General features: G+C 45.5%; 13 protein-coding genes. 7 read left to right on the plus strand and 6 right to left on the minus strand.

Annotated features, from left to right (window positions below):
- Positions 1–546: 546 nt before the first annotated feature.
- From LRL21_RS31370 to LRL21_RS31390, 6 genes are all read left to right on the plus strand, one after another.
- Positions 547–1,377 (plus strand): carbohydrate ABC transporter permease, encoded by an 831-nt coding sequence (locus tag LRL21_RS31370; RefSeq protein WP_240419701.1) that lies wholly within the window; start codon positions 547–549, stop codon positions 1,375–1,377.
- 1 nt (position 1,378) lies between these two features.
- A complete protein-coding gene (locus tag LRL21_RS31375; protein ID WP_240419703.1) occupies positions 1,379–2,200 on the plus strand; it encodes a carbohydrate ABC transporter permease in 822 nt (273 codons plus the stop codon).
- Positions 2,201–2,307: 107 nt separating this feature from the next.
- Positions 2,308–2,694 (plus strand): ABC transporter substrate-binding protein, encoded by a 387-nt coding sequence (locus LRL21_RS45850; RefSeq protein ID WP_275900988.1) that lies wholly within the window; start codon positions 2,308–2,310, stop codon positions 2,692–2,694.
- Entirely contained in the window at positions 2,673–3,623 is a 951-nt protein-coding gene (locus tag LRL21_RS31380) for an ABC transporter substrate-binding protein (protein WP_275900989.1), read from the plus strand. The genes LRL21_RS45850 and LRL21_RS31380 overlap by 22 nt, the downstream gene beginning before the upstream one ends.
- 56 nt (positions 3,624–3,679) lie before the next feature.
- Positions 3,680–5,476: a sensor histidine kinase gene (locus tag LRL21_RS31385; RefSeq protein WP_240419704.1), complete on the plus strand. Its 1,797-nt coding sequence runs from the start codon at positions 3,680–3,682 to the stop codon at positions 5,474–5,476.
- Positions 5,477–5,492: 16 nt separating this feature from the next.
- Positions 5,493–7,100 (plus strand): response regulator, encoded by a 1,608-nt coding sequence (locus LRL21_RS31390; RefSeq protein WP_240419706.1) that lies wholly within the window; start codon positions 5,493–5,495, stop codon positions 7,098–7,100.
- A gap of 641 nt (positions 7,101–7,741) precedes the next feature.
- Here LRL21_RS31390 and LRL21_RS31395 read toward each other — a convergent pair.
- A complete protein-coding gene (locus LRL21_RS31395) occupies positions 7,742–8,185 on the minus strand; it encodes an IS110 family transposase (protein ID WP_240419707.1) in 444 nt (147 codons plus the stop codon).
- A 439-nt stretch (positions 8,186–8,624) separates the two neighbouring features.
- Between LRL21_RS31395 and LRL21_RS31400 the strand changes: the two genes are divergently transcribed.
- The gene (locus LRL21_RS31400; protein ID WP_240419708.1) at positions 8,625–13,649 is read left to right on the plus strand and encodes an S-layer homology domain-containing protein; all 5,025 of its coding nucleotides are present in this window, start codon (positions 8,625–8,627) and stop codon (positions 13,647–13,649) included.
- Positions 13,650–14,343: 694 nt separating this feature from the next.
- Here LRL21_RS31400 and LRL21_RS31405 read toward each other — a convergent pair.
- The 5 genes from LRL21_RS31405 to LRL21_RS31425 form a co-directional block, all read right to left on the minus strand.
- Positions 14,344–15,078 (minus strand): hypothetical protein, encoded by a 735-nt coding sequence (locus LRL21_RS31405; protein WP_240419709.1) that lies wholly within the window; start codon positions 15,076–15,078, stop codon positions 14,344–14,346.
- Positions 15,015–15,668 carry a hypothetical protein gene (locus tag LRL21_RS31410; RefSeq protein WP_240419710.1) on the minus strand — a complete coding sequence of 218 codons (654 nt, stop codon included), beginning with the start codon at positions 15,666–15,668 and terminating at the stop codon, positions 15,015–15,017. The genes LRL21_RS31405 and LRL21_RS31410 overlap by 64 nt, the downstream gene beginning before the upstream one ends.
- A 490-nt stretch (positions 15,669–16,158) precedes the next feature.
- Positions 16,159–16,296 carry a hypothetical protein gene (locus tag LRL21_RS31415; RefSeq protein ID WP_240419711.1) on the minus strand — a complete coding sequence of 46 codons (138 nt, stop codon included), beginning with the start codon at positions 16,294–16,296 and terminating at the stop codon, positions 16,159–16,161.
- Positions 16,297–16,901: 605 nt separating this feature from the next.
- Positions 16,902–17,168 carry a hypothetical protein gene (locus LRL21_RS31420; RefSeq protein WP_240419712.1) on the minus strand — a complete coding sequence of 89 codons (267 nt, stop codon included), beginning with the start codon at positions 17,166–17,168 and terminating at the stop codon, positions 16,902–16,904.
- Between the two features lie 30 nt (positions 17,169–17,198).
- A complete protein-coding gene (locus LRL21_RS31425) occupies positions 17,199–18,041 on the minus strand; it encodes a phospholipase D-like domain-containing protein (protein WP_240419713.1) in 843 nt (280 codons plus the stop codon).
- Between the last annotated feature and the right edge of the window lie 98 nt (positions 18,042–18,139).

The raw sequence follows: 18,139 nt of genomic DNA on the forward strand, positions 1-18,139 counted from the left end.
GGAGTTACTGACTGTTATAAGGGAGAGACCTAGGATACCCTTCTTATAGTTCTGTGTATCGTGTTTTCAAGCGTGCGGTGCTCTTGCGTGGCTTTTGCCATCTGTCAGTAGAGATTGGCTTTTCGATGTGGGCATACAAGGCTAAAAATTGCGCATCAGCTTACGAATTCGCTTCAGGTTATACACCGTGTAATAGTCATTTTCCAACGTCGACTTATTGGAGCTTGCTCCTTTCTTGAAGCCTCTTCGATCTAGAAATTACTTTTATTAATATCAACTTGTTCCCTTCATCATTACTTGATAAAACCTTCGCTTTTGATTGATCGAAATCTGTCATTTGTTGATGATAATTTTAAACATTTTGATGCGGATATTATATTCCTCTCAATAGCCCCTTGCAAATATAATAAGGGCATGAAAAGGAGTGATTTTTAAAAAATGACGAAAGTAAAAACTGTTCAGGTATCCGAAATACCTAAGCCGGAAGTTCGAAGAAGGGCGTGAATTCAATGGATTCCCTATCTGTTTATCGCACCTACAGTACTATTGATCATTTCGTTTTTGTTTTATCCGATGCTTAATGTATTTTATTTCAGCTTCCAAAATTACAATCCGAGCAAACCTTATTATAATAGTTTCGCCGGCTTGGACAACTTTGTGAAGATTTTTACCGACGACCCACTCTTCGCACAAAGTTTATGGATTTCCGCCAAATGGGTGATCGTTGAAGTCGTACTTCAACTCATCTTCGGTTTGCTCGTTGCAATAGTGCTGAATCAATCTTTTCGTCTTCGTGCTTTCTTTAGGACGGCTGCGATAATCCCATGGGCCATATCCGGGGTCATTACCGCTACAATGTGGTCTTTTCTGTACAGTGAGCACAACGGAATGATTAACGACTTGCTGACACGAATGAATCTGATTTACAGTCCGATCGCTTGGCTCGGAGATACCGAGTGGGTCTTTTTCTCCATCATTCTAGCTGAACTGTGGAGAGGTATACCTTTCTTTACCATTACGATGCTTGCAGCTATGCAGACCATTCCTAATGAGTTGTACGAATCGTGTACGGTAGACGGAGGCGGACGCTGGAGAGCGTTTACGCATATTACACTACCCTTTCTGAAAAACTCAATTATTTTATCGACGCTGCTGCGGGCCGTTTGGGAATTTAATAACGTGGATTTGATCTTCACTATGACAAATGGTGGACCTGCCAATCATACGATGACAATGACGATGTATGTAGCCAATCAGGCAATTGTTGCACAGAATTTTGGATATGGTTCTGCATTGACCGTGATGGGCTTCCTTATCCTGATGGTTTTTGCTGTCAGTTATTTAAAGTTAAGTGGATTCGGAAAGGAGGAGAAGTAAGATGCTCAAACGATTGGACCGTATGGTTACATTGTATGTACCGCTATTCACGGCCATGCTGTTTACACTGCTTCCCTTTTATTGGACGATAGTGACTTCTTTCAAACGGGAAGCTGATATCGTCAAGCGGCCAATATTGTATTGGCCACAACCATTCACACTGGAGAACTATGGAATTTCCTGGGTTGCCGTCGGTTTCTCGAAATTTTTTAAAAATAGCCTTTTCGTTTCGTTTTCTACCGTAGTTATTGTGCTCGTTCTTTCCGTGCTTGCAGGATACGCGATAAGCCGATTCAAATTCTACGGAAAACGCGCGTTCCTCCTTATGCTGCTCTGCACACAGTTTATACCCGGTGCGATGTTGCTTATACCCCTTTTTCTAATTTTCAAATCTCTTGGCATGACTAGTAATCCGTTCAGCTTGATCATCACCTATAGCGTGTTTCAGCTTCCATTTAACGCCATCTTGATGAGCGGATTTATTACAAATATCCCTGAACAATTGGAAGAAGCGGCTATGGTGGACGGCTGCAGTCGATTGAGGGCAGTATTTTTGGTGATATTCCCAATCCTGCTTCCTGGTATTGCAGTATTTACGTTTATCGGGGCATGGAACGAATTTTTGTTTGGTTTGATGCTCATTAACAAACCGCAGTTTTTTACGCTGCCTATTGGTTTGCGTTATATGCAGGGCGAGTTCAACATGGCGTATGGTGCACTTGCGGCAGGCAGCGTCATTTCTCTGCTCCCAGTGGTCGTTCTGTTTGCTTTTGTTCAGAAGTATATGGTTCAGGGAATGGCAGCAGGCGCAGTCAAAGGTTAGTTTTTTGGGTGTATTCCTGATTACAGGATTCATCATATACAATAAAACTAAAGGTGGGATTAAGAATGAAATAGATGAAGATGGTTGTAGTCACATCTTGCGTTTCTATGGCACTTGCTGGCTGCGGTGCCGAAAATCAGGGTGGTAAAAATGATGGGGCTGCTTCCGGAAATGCTCCAAATGGGAGTTCTACAACAGCAAGTAAAGATGAAAAGGTCACTTTGACTTTCTGGGACGATAAGGCGGTGCCAAATCGGACACCGTTCTATCAGGAAATGTTCAAGAAGTGTGAAGAGAAGAATCCAAATATCCATGTTGAATATGTCGGAGTTCCGCAGCAATCATTTAAACAGAAATTCGACGTCGCTATCGCTTCGAATGATACGCCCGATATTGGGGCGGTAGCAAACAATTATGTATCGGACTTCACAGCGAAAGGCGCATTGCTCGCTTTGGATCCCTATTTTGACAAATGGGCCGACAAGACAAGATAATTCCTTCGGTCATCAATTTCATTCGTACGTTGGTGCCGGACAAGAAGCTCTATATGATGCCGACTACACACTACATGGACTTATTCTGGTATCGGGCGGATATGTTTAAGCAAGCGGGACTGAACCCGCCAGAAACATGGGACGATTTCTTCAAAGATGTTGAGAAGTTAACGGATACGGGAAAGAACCAGTTTGGTTACTCTATGCGTGGGGGAACAGGTAGCATAAATCAGTTGACCACAGTGATGTATTCGTACTCCGGAATTCCTAATTATTTCGATCAGAATGGAAAATCGATTGTCAATGACCCGAAAAACGTGGAATTTTTGAAAAAGTATGCGGGACTTTACAAAAAGAACACACCGACCAGCGACATTACGAATGGTTATAAAGAAATGGTTGCAGAGTTTGGTAGCGGTGCGACCGCCATCATGCAGCATAATTTCGGGTCCTACAACGATAACGTGAAGGCACTCGGAGAGGACAAATTGGCTGGCGTGCTGCTGCCCAAATCTCCCGATGGTAAACAGGTTGTTATCACCCAGCCTAACGGGTACAGTATTTTTAAAAACACAAAGCATCCTGAGGCAGCATTTAAGCTGTTAAGCTTCCTGGCATCTAGCGAGATGCAAACGTATTGGAACCAAAACATCGGGCAAATGCCGACAAACCAAGATTCCATGAACAGTGATTATGTGAAGAACGCCAAACATCTCCAGGAAGGTTCAAAGATTTTGGCCGATAGCAATACCAAGGTACTGGATGTTCCTGTTTATTTGTCGGATTATGCAGGTCTGGTCACGCAGCAGTTGGAGCCTAACTTTCAAAAGGTACTCTCCGGTAACATGACACCGGAGGAATTCTTGAACAGTTGGGCGAAATCCATCGAGAAGTCAAAGCAAGACTACGATAAGATGATGAAGAAATAAAGAAAATTCGGCTTCAGGAAGCGGTTGCATTGGTTTGCTATCGTTGGAGGGAAAATATGAAAGGAACTCGTTCGATTACAGCTACTATTCTATGGAGATTAATTCCCGGGCTAATCTTTTTCGTTGTCTCCACCGGCCTTGTCTCTTATTATTTATCCGCGGAACAGCTGAAATCCAATGCATATGACAACATTTATGATACCGTTTCCCAAACAAAAAATTATTTGGACGACCGTCTGGGAGTTTTATTGGCGGCGGTCGTCGCCCTGTCTAACAATAATAGCAACAAAGATTTGACCCAAACGTTGCATGCTTCCGAGGAACCCGATTATATGACTGGGCCGTCGGATTATATTGCATTAAATCAAGCGATAGACCAGATCTTCACTAACGATTATTACGATATGGTCGATTCGGTCGTTCTGTGGTACAACAGCGGGGCAGTTTCCTTCGCAAGAACGGATCATTTCCACCCCCTTTCGAACTTTATCGCGGCACCTTATTTAACACGACGAAGCGAGACATCCTTCGAAACCGTATTTTGGAATAACATTCACGACCGAGACCTCCCTTCGTCTGCCTTCGAAATACCCAGGGTCGCCAGTCTTTACACATGGCTTGGAATCAAGGGGGCCGTGCCCCGGGGAGTATTTATTGTCAATATCAAGGAAAGTTTTTTTTATAAAATTTTGAATTCACCGAAAATCAGTAATAACGGCTACCTATTTCTGGAAAGCCCGGACGGCATTATGCGTTTTAAACCGGTAGAGGATAAATATAAGCTAAACGACGATGATCTGCAGGAGAAGCTGTTTCATGTCCCGAACGCAAGAGGTCGAATGGACATCCGCAACGACAGCGGCTCGAACATGGTCGTTATTTACGATACGGTAAGTGTGAACCGTTGGAAGATCGCCGCCGTTTATCCAGAAGAGGAGCTGCTCAGCAAAGCGAACTACATTAAATATGTAAGCTTTGTGGTGATGTTGGCCGCTATCCTGTTTGCGCTCATATATTCCAATATGCTGGCCAGATCTATTTCCAAGCCGATCAAACATTTAACCAGACAGATTAACCACATCCGGGAAGGCAATCTGAATGTGACTGTAAAGCATTGGCCCCAGTACGAAATGGTTATTCTGAATCATGGCTTGCATGAAATGGTCGAAAGGATCAAGATGCTCCTGCATCAGGTCGAGGTTGAGCAGGAGATTAAACGACAGGTTGAAATCTCGCTGCTGCAGGCGCAAATCCAGCCGCACTTCCTGTATAATACGTTATTTTCCATCAAACAGCTGTGCGATATGGGAGAGTCGGGGGACGCCAGCAGAATGATCTCCGCCTTATCCACTTTCTTTCGTATTTCGATCAGCAAAGGGGAGGAAGTCATCCCGATCGAGCAGGAGCTTGAGCAGGTCCGGACCTATTTATTCATCCAGAAGATGCGATACGGGGAATTATTTCAGTATAAAATTGACGTCGATCAGTCTCTCTTAAGTCATACCATAGTTAAGCTGACCTTGCAGCCTATCGTCGAGAACGCGATTTACCACGGGATTAAGAAGGGAGATCATCCGGGGTTGATCCGTATCAGCGGATACAGCTCAGACGAAGACATTTATTTATACGTAGAGGATAACGGAGTTGGAATAGAAGAGAGAAAATTGGCTGAAATCAGGGAAGGGTTGTCCCGAAAAAAAACGGCTCAAGTCGGTTTCGGCATTGTTAACGTGCACCGAAGGCTCCAAATAATGTATGGACTGGAATACGGCTTGCAGTATGACAGCGAGACAGGAGTAGGAACAAATGTGACGATTAAAATCCGTAAGATCTACGATAATAAAAATGGCTGATGGGAGGCGAACTACCATGCATAACCTGATTATTGCCGACGATGACGTCATTATTCGAAGGGGTCTAAGCAAAAATATCGATTGGGTAAGTTACGGATTCAACCTCACTGGAACCGTAGGAAGCGGTAAAGAGGCGCTCCTGCTGGCTGAGGAACGGAGGCCGGATATTGTTCTGAGCGATATTCGGATGCCCCATATAGATGGGCTTGAGCTGGCAGAGCAATTAATAGCAAAATACCCTGATGTGAAAATCGTTTTGATGACGAGCTATGAGGAATTCAAGTTTGCGCAGAAAGCGCTTAAGCTTAAGGTGTTCGACTATGTCCTTAAGCCTTTTGAGAATGATGTGCTGATTGAGACGATGCAGCGGGCGGCTGCCGAATATCACCGGGAAAGTAACGTGCGAAAGCAAATTTTCGACAGTATGCCGCTACTGAGACAGTTGTTCTGGGAGCGTTTGATCTCCGGACGCTTCCAAGAAGACGAGCTTGCTTCGGAAGCATTGTTTCTCGGAATCTACCTGCAAGCCTCCCATTACGTGGCATGCGTCATCAAGCTGGACGATTACAATTCGGCCAAGATTCGAAACCGGTACGGGAAGGAAATGTTAAGGTACTGCGTAAGCAACATCATTCAAGAAATGACAGGGCATTGGGAGCAATGTTATATTTTTCATTATGACGGGGAGGAAATTGTAATTGTATTTGGTTTGCAGGATAACCTGGAGGTGATGACGCAGCGAATTCAGGAGCTAATGGAGGAAGTTTGCGGAAATGTTGAAAAGTATCTGAAAACAACTGTGACTGTAGGAGTGGGGCCGGGATATGAACGTCCAATTTCTCTTCAACGTTCTTATTTAGAAGCAAAGGCGATTCTGGAATACCGGCATATTGTCGGTACGAATCAGGTGCTGATCGCTAAAGATATTGATCTGCAGCCGAAAATCGAAACGGCTGTACTGCAGGGCTGGGAGCAAGAATTTCTTGTGAAGGTAAAGCTGGGAATGAGGGAGGAATCCCTAGCCATTATCTACCGGCTGGAACAGGATGTTCTTAACCGGAAGCTCGTACCTCTGCAGGATATACATATTTTGGGGACAGAGGTCGCACTACTTCTGTATCGCGAGTTTTGGGAGTGGATTCATACATGGAAGATGGAGCAGAAGTTTGGAGGGTTCACTCATTTTTGTAGAAACTTGCAAACAGTGACTACGTCCAAAGAAACTTTTGCGGTGATACGGGAGTTTGTAATCGAACTAATCGAGGAAATAGGCTCCAGGCGTGACAGCCATCAAAAGCAATTACTCGGCAAGGCATATCGGTTTATTGAAGAAAATTACAGCAGAGAGGAACTGTCTCTTCAGGATGTGGCGGATCATGTGAATGTAAGTGCCGGCTATTTGAGTTCGATATTTAAAAAAGTAGGAAACACAGTGTTTTCCGATTATTTGCTGGAAACCCGTATGAAAGCAGCTTTGAATTTGATGAGTCGGGAAGACTATAAAACCTATGAGATCGCGTATAAGGTCGGGTTCAGCAATCCGCAGTATTTTAGCGTCTGCTTTAAAAAGTATACGGGCCTCACTCCTTCGGATAACCGGAACAGCAGCCGTTTGCGCTATTAAAATCGATTGATTATGATTTTTAACAGTTTGATGTGTTTTTTTAATTCACTTTATCGCTGCCTTTTTATAAAATATTGGAAGAAAGTAGATGACAAGCATTACGGGAAAGGGGACATTTGACAGCGGTTACATAACATTGGAAATTAGATAGGAGGTGGATCGATAGACTTTATTAGAGTCTGTCTTCAAACTATTAACCAAGCAAAAATAATGGCAGGATCAGAGTATGAGAAGACAGAAGATACGAAATACTCGACGAACAATGGGAATTATTAGGGTGAGGAACGGCACTTTTTAGTGCCTCCCTTCGAGGGCACTCGAAAGAGGCGCAAGGCACAAGCAAGCTTGCACCATGCGCAGAAAATTCCTATGGTAAACATTCAACTGAGAGCAGCGGTACTATGTCAAGACCTTAATTGGAAAAAAGAGCGAATGATTCGAATGTTAGAAGCCATCGCCAGGTTCACGGCATCGGACATCGCTTTGGGCAGGCGGTAGGAAGACGGGCGGCCTTTTGCAAGGCTTGTGCGACTTCCTTTGGATTATCAAAGCGGTTTTTACCCGTCTCGACGACGAAAGCGACTAGGTCCTCTATGGACATGTTCACGATGTCTTCGACGCTGACGAACTCGTCTCGAGTCTTATGAGGCGCTGCAATGCAGCGAGGGTCTCGCTCCACGTAAAGGCACGGGGTAGATGACCGGATCGGACTTCGCGGCGAAGAACCAGACGTCTACCCTGTCGTTTTTTGGGGCGTCAAGGAAGTGCATTTTCTTGAACGCCTTGATGAGACTGGGATTAAACATATAGACGTGATGCTCATACGGAACGAAGCTCAGCACGTTGTGTAAATAGCGGGCGAGATGACTGGAGAAAGGACCGGTCGCTTCCAGACCGAAACGGATCCGGGCGAGATTATGTTTTTGCATTAGGGTCACGATCCGTTCCTGCAAAGTAAATACGCCGGGTTCGTCATTGGCAATGGTAAAGCGGCTCAAAGGTTTAGTACTGTTTCCTTCGGGAAGGCAACAGACGACGTTATTCTTACTGCTTACATCAATCCCGACAAATAAGATGTGGGACATGAGATCACCTCCTTTCGAATGGGGCTGGGCGCTACGGTCCTGGGATGTCCTAGCGAATCTCTCCGCTAACAGCCTTGCGAGCTATAGGTACACACCGCGGGTCATCGGTGCACGTACCTTCCATACAGTCAGTGTGTAGGAAAATACGGAAAAGGCCAAGGGAACATTCTCAAATGGAAGAACCCGTAAACGGGTCAACAGGAGGAAAAGGAACATTCCCGTCGGTAAGGCACCTATTGGCATTTTCCCAAAGACATCACAAGATCGTAAACACCTATTTTTCATCCCGGAGGGACGGCTCACGCGCCTTCGCTTGGACTACGCCCCCAACCGGATAAATACTTCAATATTCATTTTTCAAAGATCAAAAAATAATAAGAGCAATTTCCAATTCATAAAAGAATCGGTAACTGCTCTTAGCATACAAGGAGGATTAAACATGAGGAAAAACTTCAAGAAAATTATCTCCGCTATCTGTGTCATAAGTATGCTGTTTGTTATGGCGCCCGCATTCCTTGCGCCGTACAGCGGGAGCGGCGTCGCAAAAGCCGCGGCGGCCGCCTCAGTAAAGCGCTCCGACGTATTGATTAACGACAATTGGAGCTTTACCCATGGTGCAGATACTAAACAGAACGGAACGGTGAATCTACCTCACACATGGAACGTGGTCGATACCGATGACGGCGATGGGAAGTATTACCGAGGCATGTGTACCTACACAAAAACGCTTGATGTCAGAGATTTTCAGGAAGGGCGCGTATTCATAAAGTTTGAAGCCGCCAACAAAGTCGCCAAGCTGTACATCGACAACGTACTTGTAGGTGAGCATATCGGGGGGTACACCGCGTTCACCTTCGACATTACTGATTACGTTAAGGGCAAGACCAGTGTGGGATTGAAGGTTACGGTGGACAATTCCGGGAGCGGTGATGTGAGCCAGTATATTCCAATCGGAAGCGGCTCAGTCCCGGATTACAACATCTGGGGCGGCATCCATAAGGATGTCCATATCATCAATACGAGCGAAACCCATTTCGCACTGGAGAGCGAGCATGCGTATGCCTCCAATGGCGTCTATTTTAATCAGTCGGTAAGCAATATCAGCAACGATCTAACTACGGGCAAAAAAGGCGACGCGACGCTGAACATTACAGCCAACGTGGTGCTCGCCGATTCCAGAAACGTCAATCTTTCCGCCAGAGTGTATGATAAGGACGGCGTACAAGTAGCGTCCTCCGCCAAGCAGGTGTCCGGAAAGACTGGGTTTAACGAATTCAATATGAGCACAATCCGAATCGATAAGGCTAAGCTGTGGAACGGCAGGGCCAACGGAAAAAGTAAGGCCTATCTGTACCGTATCGTGATGAGCGTTACCGATATGGAAGGCAATGTGCTGGATCAGTTTACAGACCGGGTCGGTTTCCGCAAATTTGAATACCGGACCATCGGCGAGGCTGTAAAGGCATTGGGAGACAGCGGGAAAGGCACTTCTTTTCTCCTCAACGGAGAAGAGTACCCGCTTTACGGCGCGGCGATGCACGGCGACTTTTTGGGCTATGGAAACGCCCAGGGCAAGAAGCAGTGGGATACAAGCTTTGCTCTAATCAATGAAATTAGCATGAATACCATCCGTGCGGCGCACTATCCTTACCCCCAATATTTTTACAGTCAGGCAGATGAATTCGGCTATGTGGTATGGGCGGAAAACGCCTCGACGAATGGAATGCCCAAATTCACTACTTTCGTTGACGAAAACAACTATATTCAAAGCCCGGGACAACTGAATGCCCTTGAGCAGATTAAAGAACTGGTTTTGCAAAATTACAATCACCCGTCCATTTATACTTGGGCCCTCTCGAATGAGGTGGCAGCCAACGGCGACACACAGGGCGGTTATGGCCAACAATGGACCGATGATGGTAAAATTACAGAGTACATGGTCTTTATGCACCAAATGGACGGAGTTATTAAATCTATTGACAAGGACCCCAGCCGCATTGTTTCACTTACGGACAATTTCACCTTTGCCGGTATTGATGAAAAGATATTCAAGAATGCGGACGGAACCAAAAGAGGCATCGTTGACTTGATTGGAGCGCATTATTATTATGGGACATACAGTGCGGGCGTGGCCAATATGGGTAACAGCACCTCCGGGTTGACCGCGCTCCAAACGAAGTACCCCGACTCCATTATCAGCATCAGCGAGTATGGCGTCGGCGGAGATCCGAATGTATTCTTTTTGAATGCACAGAATGAAGAGCTGCAGGAATCCAAGATGGCTTCAACATATAGTCAGCTCTCGTTTAGCAATGCATCAATCAAAAGAGATGACGGGACAACTGCCAGCGCGAAAAATCATCCAATCGAATACATGAGCAGGTGGCATGAGATGTGTTATAAGCTGCTTGGCGATTTCCCGTGGGTAATGGGTACCTATATTTGGAACATGTTTGACTTCGGCATTGATTGGCGTAACGAGGGCGGCACGAAAGAGATGCTAGGCCGGAACGATAAAGGTATGGTCACATACGACCGCGAAACTAAAAAGGATCCATTCTTCTACTACAAGGCACAGTGGAATAAGGTGGAGGACTTTGTCCACATCAACACCGGAAACCGTTGGAATACGCTTGATACCGGAGGAGCAGAAAAAACCTATGATATCCGGGTTTACAGCAATATCGACTACCAGGATCACGATGGTGAAGCCATCAAGCAGCCTTTGGCTAACGGCGTCATAGAGCTCTATGTAAACGGCAAGCAAGTAGGCGGGGCCTCGGCGAGTAGTTTCATAGTTCCGGAAAGAGTGCAAAAGAACGTATACGTCTTCAAGAATGTGCCCATCACATCGGGTGGGGACGGGAAACCAATAAACAATGAGATTGAAGTCCGCGTCCGCAGCTATAACTCTAATACGGGAGTAGTCGGCGATTTAATAGTAAAAGCCGTCGCTGGCAAAGAAGATGTTTCGCTTGCAACCACCTTAGCGAAATACGGTAGCAGCGGTTACAGCGAGTTGCCCATCCAAAAGAGCAGCAACGCAGATTTGTCGAGCTTGTCCCTGTCGAATGGTACATTGAATTTCGCGTCCAACATTACGAGCTATATCACAAACGTAGCGAATAGCGTTTCAAGCTTGACCGTTACGGCGAGCGTGGCCGATAGTCTTTCGACGATGACGATCAACGGCAGCTCTGCTGCAAGCGGCCAGCCAAGCAGTACAATTCAACTCGCAGTTGGCAGCAACCCGATTACCATTGTCGTAGCCGCACAAAACGGCAGCGTAAAAACGTATACGATCATCGTAAATCGTGAGGCTGCAAACGAGCAGAGCAGCAACGCGAATTTGTCGAGCTTGTCCCTGTCGAGCGGTACCCTGGATTTTGCGTCCGGCACTACGAGCTATATCACAAACGTAGCGAATAGCGTTTCAAGCTTGACCGTAACAGCGAGCGTGTATGATAGCCGCTCGACGATGACGATCAACGGCAGCCCTGCTGTAAGCGGCCAACCAAGCGGCTCGATTCGGCTTGTCGTTGGCAGCAATCCGATTGCCATTATCGTTACTGCGCAAGATGGAGCCACCAAAACCTACACGGTCATCGTAAATCGCGCGTCAGACAACGGCAGTAATTCACCTGTGTTAAATGGTATTTCATTGAAGACCGACAGCTACAGCTTGCTGATCGGCAAAAGTCGTGATCTCGCGGTTTCGGCCGAATATTCGGATCGGCGTGTACTTGACGTGACGAACTTTGCAAGTTATACATCAAACGATCCACAAATTGCAACCGTAACAAATCACGGGATCATGACGGGAGTGTCCCAAGGGTCGACGGTGATTACCGCAACCTACGGTGGCTTAAGCGCCAGCGCGAAGGTCAAGGTAGACAGCGCGATTGGGCTATCGCCGAGTGTGGACTCCCCTGTACTTCGACTGACTGGCATGGATCCGGTAAGCATTACGGTTCCAAAAGAAGTAACGAATGCTGCGATTCAATTGTCACCGGTCATAAACGGAACGCTAGCACAAGCTGTACTTCCGTCCGTAGTCGTAAACGCGAGCACTTCACTTGGCAATGTGATCGTGTCGATTCCCGCGAATACTCAAGTAACGGCACCGTCGAGCTGGGATGGCATCATTCAGCTGCCGCAAGTTCGGAGCAACAGCAGTGTTTCGATCAATGGCACCGTTAACGCTGTGATCGAGATAGGTTCACCGGATGTGTCGTTAACCTTCGACAAAGCCGTGAGAATCGTGTTCCCCGGACAAGTCGGAAAATTGGCAGGTTATGTTTCGAAAGGCACGTTTATTCCAATTACGAAAACGATCAGCGGGGATAGTCAGTCCGCCGCCGATAATGAAATTTCAGCCGGAGGAGACGCAGTACTTCAGGTTGTCAACGATTTGGTCATTTGGACTAAACACTTGACCGAGTTCGTAACGTATACGGCACCGAGTATTATATATAGAAACAGTAGTAGCGGTGGGGGAAGCAGCGCAGCAGCCGCGATTACGGGTTTCATTCCCGCTAACGATGGCGGTACGGTTACCATGAATGGGGCTACGATCGTTGTTCCTGCCGGTGCTATCAAAAACGACATTAGGGTAACCGTAGACAAAGTAATGTCCAGCTTGCCGTTGGACGAGGCATTCAAGCTTGTCGGTGATATGTTCAAGATTACAAAGGAACCGGATGACGCATTCAGCAAACCGGTGACCATCAAGCTGCCGTTCGATAACAATAAAGCAGACGCGGATCATCAGCAGATCGGCATCTATTGGTTCAATGAAGCTACCCAAAAGTGGATTCCGTTGGATAGCCAGCTGTTGGATAAGAGTAACGGTTTCGTAACCGGTTTGGTCGATCATTTCGCTACATTTGCCGTTATCGCTGTGAAGATACCGGAAGATGCACAGCCATCGACTCATTCAGCAGAACCGACGGATATTCATGGGCATTGGGCGGAGAAGGTTATTCAAGATCTGATTAAAGCCGGAGTTATTGCAGGGTACCCGGACGGTACCTTTAAGCCGGATCATAAAATCACGAGAGCGGAATTTGTTACGCTGGTCGTCAAAGCCTTCAACCTAAACGGGCAGAACGGCAAGGTCTTTGCCGATACCGGTAGTCACTGGGCAAGAGCAGCTATTGCCACAGCGGAAGCACAAGGATTGATTTCGGGTTATAGCGATGCAGCCTTCGGCCCGGACGATTACATTACACGCGAGCAAATGGCCGTCATCATGGTTAGCGCCGCTAAATTGGACATGACGAAAGAAGGCACGTACTATAAAGACGGTCAGGACGTTTCCGATTGGGCGAGATCAGCCATTGCAGCTTCGACTTATCATGGATTACTGAATGGCTACTCGGATGGGTCGTTACAACCACAAAGTAATACGACTCGTGCAGAAGCTGTAGCAATTATTGCAAGAACGTTGTCAATGAAAAAGTAATGTAAACAATAAAAAAACAGCAAGAAGTGAACCACTGTAAAATTGGCATTATATGTAATGGCGAAACGGCCTTATTTCTATCTTTTTTGAAATAAGGCCGTTTCATTTTTAAATCAAAAGTTGAGGGATGTTCTGTGTGTGGTTGGTCTAATCAGAGAAGTTAGCCATTGCTAGCAAAGCTAACCGGCCTAGTCCCATTGAATTCGGGATGAAGGCCGCTTACCGATATTTATCTTTTGCACTGTCTACACGACGGGGTGCAATTCAGCTTGGATCCTGCCTTTATAAACGCATCGAAAGTAAATGGGAAATTATACGGAATCACATCTTAACCCAGGAAAATAGGTTCTCCAATTAGGTATCTTACCATTTACAAGTGGGTATTCGATTTTCATACGGATTAACCAGAAGAATTTTGTAATAGCCATGGTAAGAATACTCTTTTGGCTGTTTCTAATTCGATACCTAGGAGATAAATATGTTTAGGTCTCCGTGGCTCCACGACCATTAACACATTTTCTGCATCTACATGGATTTCTTTAACTATTCGCACTTTCCGTTGAAAACTCATGCAAATCAAAACATAATTCCCCATTTTTGAAAAAGTTCGTGGTTTGCGTAACCTCTTTTCGTGTCCATCCGTTAAATAATTCAATTGCCGAACCAAGCATCCGAGTATTGTTATTGTATTCGACTAACATTTTCTTTTTCTCTTCCTGGTCGGTGATGATCCGGCCTGGTATTTCTGGTAATGGTGGTGCGGAAGTTTCGTCTGGATAGCGATATGTGTCTCGTTCGCGCAGCCACATCGTGTACTTTTCGGGTTCTTGTTGTAGGACTTCAAATCCTCCTCGAAATTTACACCATGTTCATCTGGGCCTATACGTGATTGAACATATTCGAGCAATTCTTTAGCCGAAACTGTATCTCCTTTTTCAGCTAACAAATAGGAGAGTGAGGCATAAGCCGCCTTGAAGTTCACGGTGGCCAGGCCGCTTCTGTTCGTGTTTCCCGTCCCGTAGACGGTGTTTATGACGCCGGTGCCGGCCGCGTCGATGAAGGAGATGTCCGCGTAATTGAGTGAAAAGTAGGAATTCAGGCTGAAAGCCGACAGATCGAGCGTGTCAATGTACGTTTCATGATCCAGCTCGACCGTAATCTTCGCATATCGGTCCTCTAACGGTTTGCCAAAGAAGTCATAATAGACGCCGTAGTTACTGCCATAGCTGGTCAGTCCGTCGGTGAGAAGCGTCTGCGCCTGATCAATATTATATTTGTTATACGGTTCGATTCCCGGCTCCACGGCGATCGACTGAAGATTCGCGAACGTCGTCGACGGCGCCTTGCCGGTGATGTCCAGCTCTGTCAGGTTGATCTTCCACGAGTTCCCGACACCCGTATAGATTCGGAAGGTAACGGTCGTCGCCAACTTCGGCTCGGAGGCGGAGTATGAAGCGGTGGTCGTTTTGTTGTGTTCAGTACGTTCGCCGTCTCCGTCGTCTCAGTGCCATCCGGCGCCCGGAAAGTAACGGTACCTGTCCGCATGCTGAACTGCGCATTCATATTATAGCCGTTCAGCGTCAGCGACTGTACGCTGGCGACGCCGGTGAATTCCACGATGACATCGACATAATTGTGATCGTTGTCGACCGTGATGTTGCCTCCAGCATCAGTGCCTCTAGTCCTCCACAGGTCGAACATGACGCCGTAGTTGGTTCCGTAGGAGAGCTGGCCGTCGGTCAAGATGGATACGGCGCTTTCGACATTCGCCGTATTGGTAGGCGTTACGCCGGGCGAGAAACGAATCGATTTGATCGCGGAGTCGAGCGAGTCGCCGGCAGCTAGATGCGGTGTTACGTCGGTCGAGAACGGTGTGCCGGTCTGATGGATATGGTTAGGTGCGCTGCTGTCGTCGATATCGAGTATAATCTTGCCAAGTGGCGACGGTGGGACAGGATTCACATTTCCTTCTGTAGCATGCGCGAACGGTAGCGGAACGGAGAGCGTGATTGCGGCCAATGCGGCGAGCAGCGTCCGGCGCAAGTCTTGCTAGGTACGATGGATGCTGACATGGCGAGGAACTCATCCTTTCTTCATCGAAATGAAATGGACTAACTGTCTGAATCATGGAACGGGATTATGACAGTAACAGTTGCCCCCTTTGAATGGGAGCGATTTCATAACACTGCGTCTTCACCTCCATGTACGTTTCACAGATGCGCTTGTCTCCGTAATGCCTCCCATTTTGATCCAAGATACCGGATAATTCGTACGAATCTCTTAAGCATTTCATATGAAAAATAGATGAGATGATGGGAGGAGAACATACGGCACTACCTCGCGCTGCTCGCCGCCCGTATCGTTCAAGCTTCCTGCGCGTCCAGTTTGCTGCCGAAATAAGCGATACCAAGTAGCATAACAACCTCCATGTATTAAAGCATTCATGTTTATCTTTCAGACTTGAGCCCGCTCCCGTGCCAGCTGCTATCTTCGGAAGCGGGTTTCCGTCTTATGGCTTCTGGTTCTTTTCCTTATAAGCTTCGTTGATTTCAGCTACGTACTTTTGGAAAGAAGCATCCTCCTTGAAGGACTGTACGAACCGGTCCCAGTCCGCGACCGGCGTTTTACCGATGACGGTATTGATCACCGTATCGTCGATTTTCTTTTTCCAGTCTGCTCCTTTTTGCGCCCAGGTCGGAGAGTCCAGTCCCGTTCCCGGATCGGGCAGAGATTGCGCGCCGATGGTGTCGACCAGCTTGTATCATCCTTATTTTTATGTTCTCATTAAAAGACCTGTGGGGAATCAGGTTCTTGTCATCCGATAACAATACAAATGTCGGTTGTCAAGAACATTGTCCGAATGAAGTCCGCGTAAACCGCGGGCTTTTTTAATTATCGGCTCAAGTTCTTGTCATTTGGCGATGACAAGAACTTGAGCCGATTCCCGATTAATGACAAGAACATTGTCCGATTGCCGAAAAGCTGAAGACTGACCTATAACTTGCTAAACTAACTGGTAGGACTGTTTAATGGTAAAATGTATCAAAGACACATTTATTTGGGGAAATAAGCCAACAATTAAAGGTCAATCCTCGGACGGTAGTATTAGGCTGCTCAAGTTTTTGGACAGGGGTAGATGTTTCTGGAAATCTGCTACCATTAAGCATTGCAGTACAGAAATAGGAGATATCTAGTTGACATTTTTACTCACAGAATAACGGTTCTGCGCATATAGTTCTTTCTACAACTAATTCAACAATTATTAACATTATAACGATGTAAATGACCAAGTGTATCTAAAAGATCAAATAAACATTCTGGGCATACAAATTTATTTTTTTGAAAATCAACCGGAATACTAATATCACCACACTTAATGTGATCCAGATGTTCAAATTTTAAAGTTAGGTTATCCTTCTTAAAATCAAAAGGTAATTCAATATCAAACGTCATTTCTGAGAAATGATCAAAAAGGTTGTCCCCAACAGGGTAAATATAAACATCATCGTTTTTATCCAATGAATTTATATTAATTTTGTTAATACCAACTTAATATTTTGAACTTACTTCGCCATAAGAACAAATTGTTTTATTATTGATTCTTGAATTACAAATTTCGCACCTTGTTTCTATATTGTACTTAACAGGATGCATTTGATCTTTGCATATGGCGTTTCCAAGTAACTCATTAAAATTTTGAATCGTTAATCGATTTAAGATGAGGTCTTGCGTTCCAGAGAATAGTGTATCATCTTCGATTGTAACCAGTTCATACACAGGGAGATTATCTTTGTTTTTTTCATACTCCCATATCTCAATTTTTGTATCTATAAAATTGATTTGCATATGATCAAAGGGATCATTGTAATCATCCTCAGGTTTACTATGATCTTTTCCGCACACGCACTTATTAGCATTTATCACTTTTAGATTTAGCGCTTTTCCAAGAATAAATAATTTTTTAAACTCTGATAAATATTCACTTAATACTCTGAGATCATCTGTTCGAATCATATTCTCCCAATTGTTAGTCGGCGCATTTCCTGAAAAGTTCATTGACCCCAACCACACCACGTTATCTATGATCACAAATTTATGATGAAAATGGGATTTAATTCCATCACCTAAATATACAACATTCGAATGATCACGGAGTTCTCCTTTTTTTGTTGGATTAATCTTACCAGATGTTTTCCCATATGCTGCGGTCAAATCTAATATAACAAGTATATGCGTATTTTTTTTTTGAAATACTAGATTTCTCAATTCCTCTTCACTCAAATAGTTTTGCGATATATATATCCTATTTTTCGCATACTTAATATCTAACTTAATACGTTCATATACTTCAGAGTCGTTACCTGGCCTTGAGAAATAAACATTTGTTGTCACTAACACTCTCTCCTCTTTTCTAGGGGGATCTCATCTCGCCCAATCGGGCCAAGCAAGCGAACGACAGGCTTGAGTCGGCAAAAGATGCCACCTAAGAT

It is taken from the genome of Paenibacillus periandrae (genome assembly GCF_022458865.1).
Taxonomy (GTDB): domain Bacteria; phylum Bacillota; class Bacilli; order Paenibacillales; family NBRC-103111; genus Paenibacillus_S; species Paenibacillus_S periandrae.

Excerpts from the sequence above, each read along its gene's own strand:
- LRL21_RS31375 (WP_240419703.1), top strand. The coding sequence starts at position 1,379 with ATGCTCAAACGATTGGACCGTATGGTTACATTGTATGTACCGCTATTC.
- LRL21_RS45850 (WP_275900988.1), top strand. The coding sequence starts at position 2,308 with ATGGCACTTGCTGGCTGCGGTGCCGAAAATCAGGGTGGTAAAAATGAT.
- LRL21_RS31380 (WP_275900989.1), top strand. The coding sequence starts at position 2,673 with ATGGGCCGACAAGACAAGATAATTCCTTCGGTCATCAATTTCATTCGT.
- LRL21_RS31385 (WP_240419704.1), top strand. The coding sequence starts at position 3,680 with ATGAAAGGAACTCGTTCGATTACAGCTACTATTCTATGGAGATTAATT.
- LRL21_RS31390 (WP_240419706.1), top strand. The coding sequence starts at position 5,493 with ATGCATAACCTGATTATTGCCGACGATGACGTCATTATTCGAAGGGGT.
- LRL21_RS31395 (WP_240419707.1), bottom strand. The coding sequence starts at position 8,185 with ATGTCCCACATCTTATTTGTCGGGATTGATGTAAGCAGTAAGAATAAC.
- LRL21_RS31400 (WP_240419708.1), top strand. The coding sequence starts at position 8,625 with ATGAGGAAAAACTTCAAGAAAATTATCTCCGCTATCTGTGTCATAAGT.